This is a genomic window from Flavonifractor sp. An4, assembly GCF_002161755.1.
In the GTDB taxonomy this organism is placed as follows: domain Bacteria; phylum Bacillota; class Clostridia; order Oscillospirales; family Oscillospiraceae; genus Flavonifractor; species Flavonifractor avicola.
In genome coordinates this window covers 1-18,929 of record NZ_NFIL01000043.1, presented here as the reverse complement: position 1 = coordinate 18,929, position 18,929 = coordinate 1, and the positions used below count along the sequence as shown (strand labels likewise).

13 protein-coding genes are annotated in these 18,929 nt (G+C 59.0%); 10 read left to right on the top strand and 3 right to left on the bottom strand.

The window, feature by feature from the left end; all coding sequences use genetic code 11:
- Positions 1–139: 139 nt before the first annotated feature.
- A complete protein-coding gene (locus B5F94_RS13765) occupies positions 140–520 on the bottom strand; it encodes a DUF4363 family protein (RefSeq protein ID WP_087330905.1) in 381 nt (126 codons plus the stop codon).
- A complete protein-coding gene (locus B5F94_RS13760) occupies positions 517–1,197 on the bottom strand; it encodes a DUF421 domain-containing protein (RefSeq protein ID WP_087330903.1) in 681 nt (226 codons plus the stop codon). Before B5F94_RS13760 ends, B5F94_RS13765 begins: the two co-directional genes overlap by 4 nt.
- Positions 1,198–1,271: 74 nt before the next feature.
- Between B5F94_RS13760 and B5F94_RS13755 the strand changes: the two genes are divergently transcribed.
- From B5F94_RS13755 to B5F94_RS13710, 10 genes are all read left to right on the top strand, one after another.
- Positions 1,272–2,099 carry a metallophosphoesterase gene (locus B5F94_RS13755; protein WP_087330901.1) on the top strand — a complete coding sequence of 276 codons (828 nt, stop codon included), beginning with the start codon at positions 1,272–1,274 and terminating at the stop codon, positions 2,097–2,099.
- Positions 2,100–2,275: 176 nt separating this feature from the next.
- On the top strand, positions 2,276–3,370 hold the full coding sequence (locus B5F94_RS13750) for a carbamoyl phosphate synthase small subunit (RefSeq protein ID WP_087330899.1): 1,095 nt from the start codon (positions 2,276–2,278) through the stop codon (positions 3,368–3,370).
- Positions 3,370–6,660 carry a carbamoyl-phosphate synthase large subunit gene (gene carB, locus B5F94_RS13745; RefSeq protein WP_087330897.1) on the top strand — a complete coding sequence of 1,097 codons (3,291 nt, stop codon included), beginning with the start codon at positions 3,370–3,372 and terminating at the stop codon, positions 6,658–6,660. Before B5F94_RS13750 ends, carB begins: the two co-directional genes overlap by 1 nt.
- A 72-nt stretch (positions 6,661–6,732) precedes the next feature.
- Complete coding sequence (locus B5F94_RS16970) at positions 6,733–7,368, top strand: hypothetical protein (protein WP_087330895.1); 636 nt, start codon at positions 6,733–6,735, stop codon at positions 7,366–7,368.
- A gap of 116 nt (positions 7,369–7,484) precedes the next feature.
- The gene (locus tag B5F94_RS13735) at positions 7,485–8,513 is read left to right on the top strand and encodes an acyltransferase family protein (protein WP_158100297.1); all 1,029 of its coding nucleotides are present in this window, start codon (positions 7,485–7,487) and stop codon (positions 8,511–8,513) included.
- A gap of 68 nt (positions 8,514–8,581) precedes the next feature.
- Positions 8,582–10,123, top strand: coding sequence for a glutamine-hydrolyzing GMP synthase (gene guaA, locus B5F94_RS13730; protein ID WP_087330891.1), 1,542 nt, complete (start codon positions 8,582–8,584; stop codon positions 10,121–10,123).
- Between the two features lie 538 nt (positions 10,124–10,661).
- On the top strand, positions 10,662–11,936 hold the full coding sequence (locus B5F94_RS13725) for a leucine-rich repeat protein (RefSeq protein WP_087330889.1): 1,275 nt from the start codon (positions 10,662–10,664) through the stop codon (positions 11,934–11,936).
- A gap of 477 nt (positions 11,937–12,413) precedes the next feature.
- A complete protein-coding gene (locus B5F94_RS13720) occupies positions 12,414–14,555 on the top strand; it encodes an RNA polymerase sigma factor (protein ID WP_087330887.1) in 2,142 nt (713 codons plus the stop codon).
- Between the two features lie 146 nt (positions 14,556–14,701).
- The gene (locus tag B5F94_RS13715) at positions 14,702–14,893 is read left to right on the top strand and encodes a hypothetical protein (RefSeq protein WP_087271833.1); all 192 of its coding nucleotides are present in this window, start codon (positions 14,702–14,704) and stop codon (positions 14,891–14,893) included.
- Between the two features lie 30 nt (positions 14,894–14,923).
- The gene (locus tag B5F94_RS13710) at positions 14,924–17,410 is read left to right on the top strand and encodes an S-layer homology domain-containing protein (RefSeq protein WP_087330886.1); all 2,487 of its coding nucleotides are present in this window, start codon (positions 14,924–14,926) and stop codon (positions 17,408–17,410) included.
- Between the two features lie 53 nt (positions 17,411–17,463).
- Here the strand turns inward: B5F94_RS13710 and metA are convergent, their stop codons facing one another.
- Positions 17,464–18,378 carry a homoserine O-acetyltransferase MetA gene (gene metA / locus B5F94_RS13705; RefSeq protein WP_087330884.1) on the bottom strand — a complete coding sequence of 305 codons (915 nt, stop codon included), beginning with the start codon at positions 18,376–18,378 and terminating at the stop codon, positions 17,464–17,466.
- Positions 18,379–18,929: the final 551 nt, after the last annotated feature.

Below are 18,929 nucleotides of genomic sequence, written 5' to 3'. Positions count from 1 at the left end.
GGGTCATAGGGGGAGGAAGGGGGTACAAGGAATGTGTTTTGGAAGTGACAAAATGCTGGGACAGATGACGAAAATAAAATGGAGGGGAACAAGTAAGAGAGATTGCAGGGGGGGCGCGGCAGATGCGCCCCCCTTTCGTTTAAAAGACATTTTTTAAGGTGAGCTGCTCCGCCTCGCTGAGCAGTTCGATCTGTGTGACCAGTCGGGCGTTGGCGGCGGCGTATTCGCCGTATTCTTGGCTCTCCAGCAGGGCCAGGGTCTCCTGGAAGCCGGCGTAGATCTGGTCGGTGTCGGCGTGGCGGAGCAGGACGTGGAGATACACATCCCGCTCCCGCCAGGTTTGCAGGGCCTCTTCCGTCAGGGAACGAGCATCCTCCCAGCGGTCGGCCCGGGCCAGGGTCTGAGCTTCATCCAGAGCGTCGGACAGACCCTGGGTAAAGCCCCGCAGGGACCAGGTATGGAGCAGGGTGCCGCACAGCAGGGCAGCCAGCAGTGCCAGGGCGATCCACAGCCGCTTCACCGGACCGCCTCCTTTTCAATGACGCAGACCTTGTTGGTCTCATCCACCGTCAGCAGAAACACGTCCTGGGTCCGTTTCACATGGTGCTGCTGAAGTTGCTTGTCCAGCCACACCTCGTCCAGGCCCCGGCTATGGAGATTGCGGGTGATGACCCGTCCGTCGTTGATCATGACCACCGGCAGCCCCGGTTCCGGCAGGTGCAGATCCAGGTCCTGAGCGGTGGGCGGCTTCTGGGCGGCGAAGGGGAGAACGGACAGCTGGCCGTTGGTCTCCAGAATGGCATACTTGACGGTGGAAAGGTCGGTAACCCCCTTCATCCGCAGTTCCTCCATCAGTTCATCCAAAGTGAAGCGGTTGCGCTTCATCTCGCCCTGGCGCAGTTTCCCGTTTTCCACGATGATGCTGGGACGGCCGCAGAGCACCGCCCGGAAATTGATGCTCTTCATGGTGAGCACCGACAGGGCCATGGTGATGCACAGCAGGGTGAGGATGGGGATGAGGCCGGTGAGCAGGGGAATGCCGAAGTCCTGCATGGGAACGGCAGCCAGATCGGCGATGAGCAGGGCCAACACCAGCTCGGAGGGCTCCAGCTCACCCACCTGCCGCTTGCCCATAAGCCGGATACCGGCAATAATAAAGGCATAAAGAATGATTGTGCGTAAAAAGGCAATGACCATGAAACGACCTCCCGGAGATCACGATACCTTCAGTATGACCGGGATGGCGGCAGATATACAAAAGGAGGGAACCGATGAAAAAAAGAACAGCGGCGTTGCTGACCGCAGGGAGTGCAACTGCCGGTATCCTGCTGGCAGCCTTGGATGTTCGCTTGGCGGTGCGGCACTATACAGTGGAAAGTGAAAAGGTGGATGGTCCCATTCGCCTGGCAGTACTTACCGACCTTCACGCCTGCCGGTACGGGAAAAACCAGGAACAGTTGGTGGCGGCGGTGGCTGCGCAGAAACCGGATCTGGTGGTCATGTGCGGCGATATTGTGGATGATGAGCCCCGGATGGAGGAGTGGCGTGCCCTGCTCACGGTAAAAAAGCTGGCCGACCGCTGGCCGGTATATTACGCCTCGGGCAATCACGAGCACCGCACCGGGCGGCTGGCTGTGGTCAAAGAACTGCTGACAGCCTGCGGTGCGGTGGTGCTGGACGGCAAATGTGTCTGCGCCGCTGCCGGGGCACAGATGGTGCAGATCGGCGGCATTGACGACCCGGAGACGGGAGAGGAGAACTGGCAGGACCAGCTGACCGCCGCCAGCGGTGATCTGGACGGCAGTCACTTCTCTATTTTGCTGACCCATCGGCCCGAGCGGGTGAGCGACTACGCCGGCAGCGGATTTGATCTGGTACTGGCCGGTCACGCCCATGGGGGTCAATGGCGGCTGCCCGGCCTCATTAACGGGGTACTGGCCCCCAATCAGGGAATGTTCCCCACCTATGCCGGCGGGCGCTATGAGATCGGCGGCGCCACCCTCATTGTCAGCCGGGGACTGGCCCGGGAGAGCACCCGGGTGCCCCGTCTGTTCAACCGGCCGGAGCTGGTGGTGGTGGACATAGAACCACCAAAATAATTATTAGGTCAAATATAGATTCTTGAGACATTCGGGGCGCATTGACCGTGAAAAACGGGGGATGCGCTCCGACTTTTTGTCCAAAATTACGATTTTGAAAAAGAAGGGAAAAAGGGAGTTGCCGGAGGCGGATATTTAGAGTACAATCGAACAAATACCATGGAAAGAAAGGCGTGATGCAGGAGATGAAGGCGACCTTGATTCTGGAGAACGGCGCCATGTTCCAGGGCGTCAGCATGGGCTCCCCCGCAGACCGGGTGTGCGAAATGGTGTTCAACACCTCCATGACCGGCTACCAGGAGATCCTGACCGATCCCTCCTATGCGGGACAGGGAATCGTGATGAGCTATCCCCTCATTGGCAATTACGGCGTAAACCACGAGGATAATGAGTCCTCCCGACCCTGGGCTGAGGCATTTATCGTGCGGCATCTGGCCCGGCGGGGCAGCAATTTCCGCTGCGAGGGTGAGCTGGACGCCTATCTGAAACAATATGACATTACCGGGATCGAAGGCGTGGATACCCGGGCTTTAACCAGAATACTCCGCAGTCAGGGGACCATGAATGGTATGATCACCTGTGCGGAGCATTTTCATGTAGAGGAGTGCCTGGAGAAGATCCATGCCTATCGGGTGGAGGGCACCGTGGAAAAGGTGACCCGGAAGGCGCCCCAGCTCTATCCTGCTCTGGGCGAGCAGAAGCTGCGGGTGGCCCTGATGGACTACGGCGTGAAGGAAAACATGATCCGCTGCCTCCAAAAGCGGGGCTGCCAGGTCACCGTCTATCCTGCCCACACCCCGGCGGAAACCATCCTCACCGGCGGCTATGACGGCGTCATGCTGTCCAACGGCCCCGGCGACCCGGCGGACAATGTGGACATTATTAAAGAGGTACGCAAACTCTACGACTCCAGCCTGCCCCTCTTTGCCGTCTGCCTGGGCCACCAGCTGCTGGCTCTGGCCACCGGCGCCCAGACCCGGAAGATGCGCTTCGGCCACCGGGGCGGCAACCACCCGGTGAAGGATCTGGCTGCCGGACGGGCCTTTATCACTAGCCAGAACCACGGTTATGTGGTCACCGCCGAGAGCGTGGACCCCGCTGTGGCAGAGATCTCCCACGTCAACGTCAACGAGGGCAGCGTGGAGGGCCTGCGCTATAAGCGGCCCAACTGTTTCACCGTCCAGTTCCACCCCGAGGCCTCCCCCGGCCCCATGGACACCGAATATCTCTTTGACCGCTTTGTGGACAGCATGAAGGGAGGCGACCGGTAATGCCCAAGAATCCGAATATTAAGAAGGTACTGGTGCTGGGCTCCGGCCCCATCGTCATCGGCCAGGCCGCCGAGTTCGACTACGCAGGAACCCAGGCCTGCCGCGCTCTGAAGGAAGAGGGCGTGGAGGTGGTGCTGGTCAACTCCAACCCCGCCACCATCATGACCGACAAGGACATTGCTGATCATGTGTATATTGAACCCCTGAACATCGCCAGCGTAGAGCAGGTGATCCAGAAGGAGCGCCCCGACTCCATCCTGCCCACTCTGGGTGGCCAGACCGGCCTGAACCTGGCTATGAACCTCCACGAACAGGGCATCCTGCAGCAGTACGGCGTCAAGCTGCTGGGCACCAGCCCTGAGTCCATCCGCAAGGCGGAGGACCGCCAGGGCTTCAAGGACGCCATGGAGGCCATCGGCCAGCCCTGCGTCACCTCCGATGTGGTGGAGAGCGTGGAGGATGCGGTGGCTTTTGCCGGGTCCATCGGCTACCCCGTCATTGTCCGCCCCGCCTACACCCTGGGCGGCACCGGCGGCGGCATTGCCTACGACGAGATGTCCCTGCGGGAGATCGCCGATCGGGGTATCCATCTGAGCCGCGTGGGCCAGGTCCTCATCGAACGGTGCATCTCCGGCTGGAAGGAGATCGAGTTCGAAGTCATGCGGGACAGCGCCGGAAACGTGATTCAGATCTGTTCCATGGAGAACGTGGACCCGGTGGGCGTCCATACCGGCGACTCCATCGTGGTGGCCCCAACCCAGACTCTGGCCAACCGGGAATTCCAGATGCTGCGTAAGGCCTCCCTGGACATCATCTCCGCCCTGGAGATCGAGGGCGGTTGTAACGTGCAGCTGGCTCTGAATCCCGATTCCTTCGAGTACGCGGTCATTGAGGTCAACCCCCGCGTGAGCCGCTCCTCCGCCCTGGCCTCCAAGGCCACCGGCTATCCCATCGCTAAGGTGGCCGCCAAGATCGCCCTGGGCTACACCCTGGACGAGATTCCCAACGCGGTGACCGGCAAGACCACCGCCTGCTTTGAGCCCACCCTTGACTACTGCGTGCTGAAAATCCCCCGTCTGCCCTTCGACAAGTTCACCACCGCCAGCCGTACTCTGGGCACCCAGATGAAGGCCACCGGCGAGGTTATGGCCATCGGCAACTCCTTTGAGGGTGCCCTGATGAAGGCCATCCGTTCCCTGGAACTGCCTGTGAAGTCCCTGCGCCTGCCCGGCCTGGATCAGCTGTACACCGAGGAGATCGAGGAGCGGCTGGTAAATATCGACGACCAGCGCCTCTTCGTGGTGGCCGAGGCCCTGCGCCGGGGCTTCTCCCCCGAGAAGATCAACAAGATCACCAAGTACGACCTGTGGTTCCTGGACCGGCTCCAGAACATCGTGGACATGGAGGACAAGCTGGACCACGGCCACCTGGATGCCGACACTCTGCGCATGGCCAAGGAGATGGGCTTCTCCGACGCCTGGATCGCCGCACTGTCCGGCAGGGAGCGGAAGGAGATCAAGGCCCTGCGGGAGGGCTTCGGCATCCGCCCCGCCTTCAAGATGGTGGACACCTGCGCCGCCGAGTTTGAGGCTCAGACCCCCTATTACTACTCCACCTACGATGAGGAGAACGAGGCTGCCGAGGAGCTTCATCTGCCCCAGGTGGGTGAGCTGGCTCCCCATATCCCGGAGGCTCCCTGGCTGGCTGCTGCTACGCCTGAGGCCCACCGGCCCGGGCAGGACAAGAAGAAGGTGCTGGTGCTGGGCTCCGGCCCCATCCGCATCGGCCAGGGCATCGAGTTCGACTACTGCTCCGTCCATTCCGTCTGGGCCTTCAAGCGCCTGGGCTATGAGACCATTATCATCAACAACAACCCCGAGACTGTGTCCACCGACTTCGACGTGGCCGACAAGCTGTACTTTGAGCCTCTGACTCCCGAGGACGTGGAGGCCGTGGTGGAGCTGGAGAAGCCCTGGGGCGCCGTGGTGCAGTTCGGCGGTCAGACCGCCATCAAGCTGGCCCAGGCCCTCACCAACATGGGCGTGCCCATCCTGGGTACCTCCGCCGACGGCGTGGACGCCGCCGAGGACCGGGAACGCTTTGACGAGATCCTCAACCAGTGCAAGATTCCCCGCGCCGCCGGTAAGACGGTGTTTACCACCGAGCAGGCCCTGGAAGCCGCCCACGAGGTGGGCTACCCCGTGCTGGTGCGCCCATCCTATGTGCTGGGCGGCCAGGGCATGGAGATCGCCTACAACGACCGCAACATCACCGAGTTCATGCGCATCATCAACCAGGTGGAGCAGGAGCATCCCATCCTGGTGGATAAGTATCTGATGGGCCGTGAGGTGGAAGTCGACGGCGTGTTTGACGGGGAGGATCTGCTCATCCCCGGCATCATGGAGCACATCGAGCGGGCCGGCGTCCACTCCGGCGACTCCATCTCCGTCTATCCCCCCATCCACATCGAGGAGAAGCACAAGGAGACCATCTACCGCTATACCTACGACTTGTCCAAGGCTCTGGGTGTGGTGGGCCTGGTGAACATCCAGTTTGTCATCTATGACGACACAGTGTATGTCATCGAGGTCAACCCCCGCTCCTCCCGTACCATCCCCTATATCTCCAAGGTCACCGGCGTGCCCATCATCGACTTGGCCACCAAGGTCATGCTGGGGCAGAAGCTGAAAGACCTGGGCTACGGTACCGGCATCTACAAAGAGGCCGACTACTACGCCGTGAAAATGCCGGTGTTCTCCTTTGAGAAGCTCACCGACGTGGACACCGGCCTGGGCCCCGAGATGAAGTCCACCGGCGAGTGCCTGGGTCTGGCCGAGTCCTTCCCCCAGGCCCTGCTGAAGGCCTTCAAGGGGGCCAACATGAAGGCCCCCAAGACCGGCGGGCGCATCATCATCACCGTGAAGGACGAGGACAAGGGGGAGATCATCGGTATCGCCCAGGGCTTTGCCGACATGGGCATTGAGATCCTGGCTACCAGCGGCACCTGCGAGGCCCTCAATGCCGTGGGCATCCCCGCTCGCAAGGTGGCCCGGGTCTCCGAGGCTCACCCCAACATCTTGGACATGATCGCTTCCGGCACCGTGGATCTGGTCATCAATACCCCCACCCGGGGCCGCCGCCACGATACCGACGGCTTCAAGATCCGCCGCTCCACCGTGGAGCACTCCGTGGCCTGCATCACCGCTATTGACACCGCACGGGCCATGCTCACCATTCGCACCCAGGGCCGGCCCTCCGACCTGCGGCCCATTGATATTACCCAGATTTAATTAAATTGGGAACTTCCCCCTTCCGGATTCGTCTGATAAAAAGGACCTAAGAATCTGGAAGGGGGAGTTTTTATGCGTAAACTGGTTCCTTTGACCCTGGCGGCCTGTCTGCTGGCCGCCTCGCTGACCGGATGCAGAACTCCGGACAGAGGCCCTGCGGCCGAAAAACCGGTGATTTACCTCTACCCGGAGGAAGAAACCAAGGTCTCCGTTACCCTGGACTTTGATGGGGAACTGACCTCCACCTATCCCGCCTATGGGGACGGCTGGACGGTGGACGCTTCTCCCGACGGGACCCTCACGGACCCGACCACCGGACGGCAGTATTACTGCCTGTTCTGGGAGGGCGTGAGCCAGACCGAATACGACTTTTCCACCGGCTTTTGCGTAGCTGGGGAAAACACAGCCGCATTTCTGGAGGACGCCCTGGCCCAGTTGGGCCTGACAGAGCAGGAGGCAAACGAGTTTATTATCTACTGGCTGCCCAAGATGGAGCACAACCCCTATAACCTGATCTCTTTCCAACAGGAGGCCTACACCGACAGCGCCAAGCTGACCATTGACCCGGCCCCGGATACCCTGATCCGGGTATTCATGGCCTGGCAGGGGTTGGACCAGCCGGTGGAGGTGGAGCCCCAGATCCTCACCGCTCCAGAGCGTACCGGCTTTACCGCTGTGGAATGGGGCGGCGCGGAGATAGGTGCCTGAATAAAAGGCCGCTGAGCTGTCAGAACTCGGCGGCCTTTTTGCTGCTATTGCGGGAGGGAAGAAAACATGATATTCTAAGCGGGCATAGGCTGTCGTGGAAAGAAGGCGCGCCGGACGTGAAAACAAGGGAATATCAGTATGATAATCTGCGCTTTTTGCTCATTGCCCTGGTGGTGCTGGGGCACCTGCTGGAGATTGCGGGAGAGTTTCCCCACAAAGAGACTTTGTATGCCGTAATTTATTCTTTTCATATGCCAGCCTTTTTATTTCTCAGTGGGATGTTTGCCAGATTTGATCGGAGCAAATGGATTTTTGGCATGGCGCTGCCCTACCTGATCTTCCAGTGGCTGTATACTGCCTTTGTGGAAAAGCTGGGGGACCCCTACGTTCATGTGCAGTTTTCAAGACCCTACTGGATTTTGTGGTACCTTTTTGTGCTGGCCGTTTACACCCTTCTGCTGCCGGTATATGATGTTCCGTCCCCTGTGGGGCGATGGTTGATGGTGGCCGCGTCGGTAGCCCTGGCGCTGCTGGTGGGCTTTGACAAGAGCATAGACTACCAATGGAGCGCCTCCCGGATTATCGCCTTTCAGCCCTGGTTTCTGTTGGGCTACTACTTCAGACGGGCGGACGGCCTGCGAGCCCGCTGGAACGGGGGAGGACGGACCCTCAGAGGGATTGTGCTTGGCCTTGCGGCCGCCTGCTGCGTGGTTTTAGAGTGGCTGCTGCTGCGGCAGGACGTGACTGCAAAAATGATGCTGGGCGCCTACGGCTATGAGGATCTGGGCTATAGCTGGCAGGTGCGGGGACTTATCATGTGCTGCTCGGCCAGTGTGATTTTTCTCCTGTTTGCAGGCCTGGCCCCTCACCTTAAGCGCAGGATCCCGGTGATAACTGTTTTGGGGCAGAATACCCTGCCCATCTATCTGCTCCACGGCTTTTTCTTCCATCTGCTTCGGCTGAAATTCCCCTATTTGCTGGCCCAACCGTGGCAGGTGCTGCTGGTATGGGTGGGGCTGCTGCTTCTGTTGGGTAATCCGGTGACAGGGCGTGTCACCAGCTTCCTGTTCGGCGGGGGATGGCATCACCTGCTTCAAACGCGGCGCGGACGTGGGAGAAGTATTGCGCCCGGGGAAAAAATATGATATTCTAAGCTATAATTGTTGCGCAAATTTTCAGAAACCTACAGACTCCATAGAAAGAAGGAACTTGAATGTCCCATCAGACCGTGATCGTTCTGGACTTCGGCGGCCAGTACAATCAGCTCATTGCCCGTCGGGTCCGTGAGTGCGGCGTGTACTGCGAGGTTAAGCCCTATACCACCCCGCTGGAGCAGCTGAAAGCCATGGAGCCCATCGGCTTCATCTTCACCGGCGGCCCCAACAGCGTGTACGACGAGAAGGCCCCCCATGTGGACCCTGCCATTTTTGAGCTGGGCGTGCCTGTGTTGGGTATCTGCTACGGCTGTCAGCTGATGGCCCACACCCTGGGCGGCCAGGTTACTGCTGCCCAGGAGGATACTGCCCGGGAGTACGGCAAGACTGAGACCTATTACGATACTACCTGCAAGCTCTTCAAGGGCCTGCCGGAGCAGGGCATCTCTTGGATGAGCCACGGCGACTATATGGCCAAGGTGCCCGAGGGCTTTGCCCTCACCGCCCATACCGACGCCTGCCCCAACGTGGCCATTGCCGACGAGAAGCGGGGCTTCTACGGTGTGCAGTACCACCCCGAGGTAAACCACACTCAGCATGGTGTGGACATGATCCGCAATTTCCTCTATGAGGTGTGCGGCGCCACCGGTGACTGGACTATGGGCGATTACAAGAATACCGCCATCCGGGATATCCGGGAGAAGGTGGGCGACGGCAAGGTGCTGCTGGCCCTGTCCGGCGGCGTGGACTCCTCTGTGGCGGCTGCTCTGCTGGCCGAGGCAGTGGGCAAGCAGCTGACCTGCGTGTTCGTGGACCATGGCCTCATGCGCAAGAATGAGGGCGACGAGGTGGAGGCTGCCTTTGCCCGCTGGGATATTAACTTTGTCCGGGTGGATGCTGAGACCCGTTTCCTGCTGAAGCTGGCCGGTGAGGCTGAGCCTGAGCGCAAGCGTAAGATCATCGGCGAGGAGTTTATCCGGGTCTTTGAGGAAGAGGCCAAGAAGATTGGCCGGGTGGACTACTTGGTCCAGGGCACCATCTACCCCGATGTTATTGAATCCGGCGCTGGCGACGCCGCAGTCATCAAGAGCCACCACAACGTGGGTGGTCTGCCTGACTATGTGGACTTCAAGGAGATCATCGAGCCCCTGCGGCTGCTGTTTAAGGATGAGGTGCGTCAGCTGGGCCGCGAGCTGGGCCTGCCCGAGTACCTGGTCATGCGCCAGCCCTTCCCCGGCCCCGGCCTGGCCATCCGTGTGATCGGCGATCTGACCAAGGAGAAGCTGGATACCCTCAGGGACGCCGACGCCATCTACCGGGAGGAGATCGCCGCCGCCGGTGAGGACAAGAACATCAACCAGTATTTCGCCGTACTCACCAACACCCGCTCCGTGGGCGTTATGGGCGACGGCCGCACCTACGATTATACGCTGGCCCTCCGCGCTGTTACTACCAGCGACTTTATGACTGCTGACTGGGCCCGTATCCCCTATGACGTACTGGACCGTATTTCCACCCGTATCGTCAACGAGGTCAAGGGTATCAACCGTATCGTCTACGATATTACCAGTAAGCCCCCGGCAACCATTGAATGGGAGTAAGCCAACGAACCCGGCAAAGCATTGCACTGCAATGCTTTGCCGGGTTTCTTTTTTACCTGTTGACTGCAGATTGCCCTGTGGTGCCTGAATATCTGCATCAGTCAGGGCGAGTATCCGAATTTAGTCAGGAACTGGATTGCAGGACGCCGGGGACGGCGCACAAGAAGAGCGAAAGTTACAAGCCCAGTTGTGATATGTTGTCCTCACGGATGGCGATGATAGCTGATTTACGTTACCGCCAAAAATTTTTTTCTTTTTTGTAAAACCAACCGGGGGTGATTGCGCACTATACATCGGAATCAAAAAGAAGAAAGATTAACTATTAAAAGTCAAGCCCCAAAATGAATGGTGGTGGTGAAAAATGATAGCTCAAAAAAGGTATAGCAAAGCTAAAGTGTAAGGGGCTGTGGTTGGAACCTTTCTTGAGCCATCTTGTGGTAGGAGATGATCACCAATCCACAGCATCCCTTACAGTGTAGCACAGCCCTTGGAGAGGGGCTTTAATAACTACTACTCTATAATACAAGGAAGATGTTCCATGAAAGTACGCAGACTCCTGACCCTGGTTCTGACTCTTGGGTTGCTCCTGGCCCTGTCCCTGCCTGCCCAGGCGGCGGACCTCACCTATGAGGTTTCCGGCGGCAAGCTCTACTTTGATGCTACCACCGGTACCATCACCCGTGCAGATGAGACCGTCACCGAGGCGAACATCCCCGCTGAGATCTACGGTGTAACTGTCACTGCCATTGGGGATTACGCATTCAATCAGCACAAAGAGCTGGTGAGTGTTACCATACCCAGCACTGTCACCACCATCGGGCGGCAGGCCTTTGGCGCCTGCAGTTCCCTGGAGCAGGTGGTCCTGCCGGACAGTGTCACATCTCTGGGGCAGGGCGTGTTTTATGGGTGCAGCGGCCTGACTGATGTGACCCTCAGCAAGAATTTGACCTCCATTCCCCGGGATACATTCGCAGCCTGTTCCTCTCTGACTGGCGTCACCCTTCCGGATGGCATCACCAGCATCGGATATGACGCCTTCTCTGGCTCCGGTCTGACCAGTCTGACTCTGCCCAACAGCGTGACTACCCTGGCCAACTCCTCTCTGGCTAATTGCAAAAGCCTGACCAGTCTGTACATCCCCGACAGCGTGACCTATCTGGGTGAGTGGGCTCTCAGCAACTGCACCAGTCTGACCAGTGTGCGTCTGCCCGCTGGCATCACGACCCTGCCCATGCGGCTGTTTGAAAACTGCATCAGCCTGGAAACCTGCATCATTCCCAGCGGCGTGACCCAAATGCAGGACGCCTTCCGGTTTTGCCGGAGCCTGAAAACGGTCACCATCCCCGTCAGTGTCACCCAAATTGCCAGCGGCACCTTTTATGGCTGTGACAGCCTGACCGATGTCTACTACGGCGGCACCGCCCTCCAGTGGAGCCAGATCGAGATGGGCGGCCTGAATGAAGGCCTGGATCACGCCACGCTCCACTTTGCCGAACTGGTGGCTGGCTTCACCGACGTGACTACCGGAGACTACTACGCCGACGCGGTGCAGTGGGCCGTAAACCAGAAGGTCACCACCGGCACCGGTGCCAATACCTTCTCTCCCGCCAACTCTGTTACCCGGGCTGAGGCGGTTACCTTCCTGTGGCGGGCGGCCGGATCGCCCGCCCCTGCATCCTCTGCCTCTCCCTTTACCGACGTCACCGACCCCAGCGCCTACTACTATCATGCTGTCCTTTGGGCGGCCGAGCAGGGTATTACCGGCGGCGTGGGAGGCGGAATGTTCGACCTGTCCAGCAGCCCTGTCCTATGACCAGATCTTCACCTTTCTGTGCCGGGCTGCCGGTGAGAGTGCCACGGGGGACGACTGGTCTGCCGCTGCGGTGAACTGGGCCCAGTCCAGCGGCCTGACCGAGGGCCTGAACTTCTCCGCCAAGGCAAACTGTCCGCGCGCCGACGTGGTCTACTGCCTGTGGAAGCAGCTGGGCGCCTCCGCCTGACCGCACCCCGTCCTGCAAAAGGCTGGCCCACCTCTTCGCAGGTGGGCCGGCTTCTGCTGTGTTGTCCGTGAGACAGTTGAAACGATTATGATGTGGAGTATGGAATCTTTTAAAAAATAAAACCAAATGATTCCTTTTCAGCACGATATCCTGTACACTATAGGGAGGAGAATGTGCAACGAAATCCATCACATTTTTTCAGTTCCTCCGCCGCTGCCTTCTTCGGGAGGCGGAGGAGTATGACGTGAAGCAGACCATTTTTTATCAGGAGAGAAGGGAACGACAGGAAGATGGACCAGGAGAAACTGAAAGATTTGATCCAGAAAAGCATTCAGGGGGACAGGGAGGCCCAGGAGACCCTGGTGCTGGCGGTACAGAATAAGGTCTATTACCACTGCAAGAAGATGCTGAAGAAGGAAGAGGCCGCCCAGGATGCTGCCCAGGACGTGTTGATCGTCATGCTGACGAGCTTGAACAAACTGAAAGAACCTGCGGCTTTCTGGGGGTGGGTCAACGGCATTACGGCAAACCGCTGCCGTCACCTGCTTTCTGCGCCCCACAAGGAGTGGCAGATTCCGGAAGATGAGGAGGGCGACTCCCTGCTGGACGGCGTGGAGAACCTGGACGAGACCCTGGTGCCTGAGAAGGCTCTGGACAACGAGGAGACCCGGCGGATGATCCTGGATCTGGTGGATGCTCTGCCGCCGGAGCAGCGGATGTGTGTGCTGTTTTACTATTACGATGAGATGAGCGTGCGGGAGATCGCCCAGGCCATGGAAACCAGTGAGGGCACCGTGAAAAGCCGCCTGAACTACGCCCGGAAGAGCATCAAGGCCGGGGTGGAGGATTACGAGCGCAAGGGTGTGAAGCTCTACAGCGTCAGCCCCATTTTGCTGCTGCTCTACTTCCTGCGGCGTGAGGCGGAGAGCACCGTTCTGGACGGAGCTGCAGCTGCGACCATGGCTGGCCGGGTGCTGGCCCAGGCGGGGAGCGCTGCATCGGCCGCCACAGCCGGTGGAACGGCTGCCGCCGAAACGACGGCAGCAGGCGGTGCGGCAACTGGTGTTTCCACAGGGTCTGGTGCCGCTGGTACGGCTGCAGGTGCGGCCGCCGCAGGCATCTCGGTGAAAGTGGTGGCAGCCATCCTGGCTGGGGCAGTGGTCATCGGCGGTGCGGCAGTGGGGCTTGCCTTCCGATCTGGCTCGGCTGAGCCTGCGGCGTCGGAGACTCCGGAGATCCTCCAGTCGGAGGCACCGGACAATACCTCTTTCGGGGCGCTCCACGGCTTTACCCTGGTGGAGCCCCGCGCCTACGAGGATGTGCCGCTGACTGCTATGGTAGGAGATCCGGCTTTGGAGGTGCTCTCCTCCGCTGGCGGACTTACCAAGCCGGATATCATGGTGAGTGAGCCGGACGGGGAAGGGTATGTGACCTATACGATCCGCTACACAAATACGGCTCAGGTTCGCATGGGCAATCCCGGCAGTGCCTCTCTGGCGTTTACCATCCTCACTCAGGAGTACGGCCTCTACGACTGGTACACCGGTCAGCTCTACTTCCCCGATCAGCGGGCAGGCACCGGCAATCAGGATCTGGCTACAGGAGAGGGTCAGGTGGACTACAACGGGGAGACCTACCCCATCACCTATGAGAAGCAGTGGACCAGCGGCATAAACTACGGGGATTGGGAGGAGAGCAACCGTTCCGGTCTGGAACGGGAGATCACCGTAGATACCTACCAGGATGTGACCTATACCGTTCGGGTACCGGAGGGTTACGACGGCGTGCTCTTGGGGGTCAATATCGTGGACTCCCCAGATCCCGAGCGGGCCATCCAGTCCGAATGGGATCTGGAGCTGGACGATCCCGCCCACTATGAGTTTGTCCGCCTCAGCGACCACGCCGCCCCAGCGGAGGAAGGAGGCCTTACGCCAGAAGCTGCCGCCGCCTACGTCGGTGTGCTGGAGGAACAGAGGGACCTCATTGAGACCTACGTCAGTTGGTACGACGGCATCCGCGACCTATCCCCGGTGGCCCTGGCCGACGTGTGGGGCGACGGCACCCCGGAGTTGCTCTTTGTGGCGTCGGATCCGGATCTCCCCTGGTCGCAGAGCGTCCTGACCATTGTCACCTGTCAGAACGGGCAGGCGGTGACCATCCTCCAGGAAGACTGGGACTTCTTCGCGGGCAGCGGCCTGCGCTATACGGTGTTCCTGGCAGAGGACGGGACCCTGTGGGTCGACGCCAGCTACTCCACCTCCCACTTGGTGGAGGACCCCCGGATCTTCACAGAGAACGCCGACGGTCTGACCATGGGAGCGGCAGAGTCGCTGCCCGATCCGGCTCAGGTGATCCTCAGCAATCAGAAGGAGGCGGAAGCGGCCATGCCGGTGGATGAGGCGGAGGCACTCCTGAGGAACGGTGGGTTGTGACCGATTCCAAAAAAAATTAAAAAAATTGCAAAACCATAAAACCGATGGACCTCTCCACAGCACTATATCACAGAGAGTACGGGGAGGCCTGTTGGCCTTTCCGTCTCTGCCAACATAATTTGACACAATAAGGAGAGACAAGAACGATGAAAAAGATGATGGCTCTGATCGCTGCCCTGGCCCTTGCTGCCAGCCTGACCGCCTGTGGAGGCCACTGCAAATCCTGCGACCAGCCGGTGTACAAAGACGGCTACTGCGAGTACCACTACGCGTTGAATGCGGCTCAGGATCTGGTGGATGATGCGGCTCAGGCCGCCCAGGACGCCATCTTTGGCTAAACCACAGAAGAAAGAAGGAGGTTGCTGGTTATGAGAGGAATACAAAAGGTTCTTGCTCTGCTGCTGACCCTGGTGCTGACGGCGGGTGCTCTGCCGGTCACTGTGTCAGCGGCGGATACTGGCTTTAAGGACGTACCGGACGATGCCTGCTACGCCGACGCGGTGGCTTGGGCAGTAGAGGAGGAGATTACCCAGGGCACTGGAAACGGCGTCTTTTCCCCGGAGAGGACCGTGACCCGGGCGGAGACGGTGACCTTCCTGTGGCGTGCCGCCGGGTCCCCGACTCCCACCGGTGTCTCCACCGGCTTCAGCGATGTCACCGACAAGAATGCCTTCTACTATAAAGCTGTGCTCTGGGCGGTGGAGAAGGGGATCACCAACGGCGTGGGAGGCGGCCGGTTCAACCTAACCGCGACTCTGACCTATGACCAGATCCTCACCTTCCTGTGCCGTTTTGCCGGGGAGGAGGCTCAGGGTGATGACTGGTCCGCCGCTGCCGTGGCTTGGGCCAGAAACAGCGGCCTCACCGATGGACTTACATTTACCGCCAAATCAAACTGCCCCCGCTCCGATGTGGTCTACTGCTTGTGGAAGCAGCTGGGAGGCGAGGCGACCCAGGAGCAGCCGGTGCTGAGCAACGAGGCTGGAGCCACCCTGGCCATCACCACCGGATTTCTGGACCGGAAGTCCGCCATCGACATCGGTGAATTCGGCCTGGAGGCCTCTCAGGCGGAGAAGCTGGCCCTGAAGATCGCTGATATGGACGGTGAAAATCCCTACGGGATCACCCATCTGAACGCCTACGAACAGGACGGGCAGATTGCCAAGACTCTGGCGGTGTACTACACCAACAGCGCCATCTCCGTTGGTACGGTGGCCGACCATGACTGGCGCTATATCTCCGATGCGGCCCAGGCGGAGGCCGAGCGGGTGGTGGACGAGCTGATCACCAGCGGCATGAGCGACTACGAGGTGGTCAAGACCCTCCACGACTATCTGGTCACCCACTGCGACTACGACTACCGGGTGGACATCGGAAATATGCCCTTTATCTCCCATCAGGCCGAGGGGGCTTTGCTGAAGGGAACCGCCGTCTGCTCGGGCTATGCCAAGGCCTACGAGGCCATGCTGGACGCCGCAGGTATCCCCAACGAGACCATCACCGGCTATGCCGGCGGTTACCATGCATGGAACCTGGTGCAGGTGGACGGCCAGTGGTACCATGTGGATACCACCTGGGACGACCCTACCACCCAGGGCGGTGACTATATCCGCTACACCTATTTTCTGAAGAGTGACAAGGTGATGGCCAGTCGGAGCCACCGGGACTGGGAGAACGTCCACGCCTGCACCAGCACCAAGTACGATGAGGACCTGCTGGACTCCACGGACCAGGCGATGGCCGATGAGCGGCAGGAGCGGGTGGATGCTATCCTGGCCGCTTGCGCCTCTGCTCTGAAAGGTGTCCCCACCTGGACCCAGGCGGAGCTGCAGGCCCTCACCGACCAGCAGCTGAGCGACGCGCTGTACTTTACCATTGACCTGTCCGACGCCGGCTTTGACTCCAACACCCTGTCCAAGTACAGTCGCGAAGTGGCGGACGCCATCATTGACCAACACCCGGAGTTCGCTTACGGCACCTTTGACTCACGGGAGATGTCGCTTAAGTTCCGACGGGATGATGTGGCGGCGGAGCAGAAGCGCCGTCAGGAGGCAGCCCAGGCAGATAAGGAGCAGCAGCAGAATCAAGACCAGGCCACTGCCCTGGAGATTGTGCCTATTCTGGAAAAGGCCATCGCCGAAATGGACTGCTACACCACAACGGTGACCCTTACTGGATACACCGACGAAGCCATTAAGATCGCCTGTAACACTATGAAGGTGGAGGGGTACACCTTTGACGGCTACACCTACCATACCAACTGGCAGACCAAAGACTATGACCTCAGTGCCAAAAGCGGTGGAGTGGTGACCCTTACTAACAACAAGTGGGACCGGGAGGAGCTACAGAAGTATGTGGACCAGATCGAGGAGGCCATTGACAGCGGGGCCTTCCATGTGGAGTTCCAGCCCGCGGATTACCCGGACCGGGACGGCGACTATTATGCCTCCAAAGCTTACCGCGTGATGAGCGCCGAGGGCTATGTCACCGCAAACGGCAAAGTTTCCGGGGTGGACTACCGGCTGTTCAGCGGCGGGACCAACAAGGACAGCGGGGTGTTCAAAGCCTCCCTACAGTACCCTCTGCCGGAAATGACCGATGAGGAGGCTCTCGCCTATTATACTGGCATCCTGGAGCAGGCAGTCCGGGACGGCGAGACCGAGCTGACGATCCAATATTCCTGGGATGGCCGCAGCTACTGGGCTGGGTTGACCCAGGCGATCGACACCGTGGGCGGCAAAGGCTATTCCGTGGACGGCCTTGTTTGTGGCGAGGACTATACCCTGACACGCATGGGAAGCTCCGCCAACTCTGGCACTGCCCAGGTGAAGATTGGCTACAAGACCGAAAGTTAAGCTTACCCTATAGAAACAGCGCCCGCCCCGGTATTCCGGGACGGGCGCTGTTGTTATACTTCGTTCAAATCGTACGGCGTGGTCTGGTACACATAATAATTCAGCCAGTTGGTATAGAGAAGCTGGCCCGCGCTTCGCCAGCGCACCACGGGAACCTTGGTGGGATCATCCCCGGGGAAGTAATTGGCGGGTACGGCAATATCCAGCCCCTTGTTTACATCCCGCCAGTATTCCTTGGCCAGAGTATCGGGATCGTATTCCGGGTGCCCCATTACAAAGAACTGCCGGCTGTCTTCGGTTTTGACGGCGTATACACCGGCCTCGGCGGAAACTGCGACCAGTTCCAGACCTGGGGTGCTGCGGATATCCTCCTCCCACACCTCGGTATAGCGGGAATGGGGGGCATAAAATACATCGTCGAATCCGCGGAACAGGGGAGAGCTGGGCTTGAGGACCCGGTGCTCAAAGACACCGAACAGCTTTTGGGGGAGGGAACGCTTCTCAATTCCGTGATGGAAATAGAGCCCCGCCTGGGCGCCCCAACAAATATGCAGGGTAGAGTGAACGTGCGTCTTGCTCCACTCCATGATCTCGCACAGCTCGGGCCAGTAGTCCACCTGATCGAACTCCAGGTTCTCCACCGGCGCGCCGGTGATAATCATGCCGTCAAATTTGCGGTCTCTGATCTCATCAAAGGTGGTATAGAAGGAAGCAAGATGATCTTCATCCGTGTGCTGGGAATGGTAACTGGCAGTCCGAAGAAGCTCTACTTCGATCTGTACCGGGGTGTTGGACAGCTTGCGAAGGATCTGGGTCTCCGTTACGATCTTGGTGGGCATCAGATTCAGGATTACTACATTCAAAGGACGGATATCCTGATGCAGGGCTCTGTGCTCGGTCATGACGAAGATATTTTCGCTCTCCAATACCGCGGTAGCGGGAAGTGAATCAGGAATTTTAATGGGCATGGGTATGGCCCCTTTCCGTTGGATTTTGTAATAAGAATAGAGTAGCATAATTCCAACCCTGTCGCAACCAGAGAATGACAAAAGAAGAACGGAAAAAGAAAAGGGCGGAAAGTGAAAAAAGGTGTTGACAAATGGCACCGTGAGTGATATTCTATCTGAGCGCCTTGCGAGAGGGCATGAAAATCTGACCAAAATCGGAAGAAACCGAGGGGAACCTGGACGGCCTTGCGGAAAGGGATCAGAAAAAGTGCTTGACAAACGCGAGTGTGCGTGGTAAACTAAATGAGTTCGCGCCGGAAGGTGTGAACGAGCTTGAAAAAGAACCGAAACAAGCGGTTCGGGGCTAAAAAGCCCTGAAAAAACTTGAAAAAAGTTCTTGACAAGCGAAACAGGGTGTGCTAAAATAAATAGCACGTCATCCCGAGTGGCTGACAAGAGCGTGTACCTTGTAAATTAAACAACGTGAAAGAAACACGAAGCACCAGAAAGGACGAGAAGTCCTTCTGACAAGCAAAGCTTGAAAGAAGGCTCTTGATTTAATTTCTTTGAAG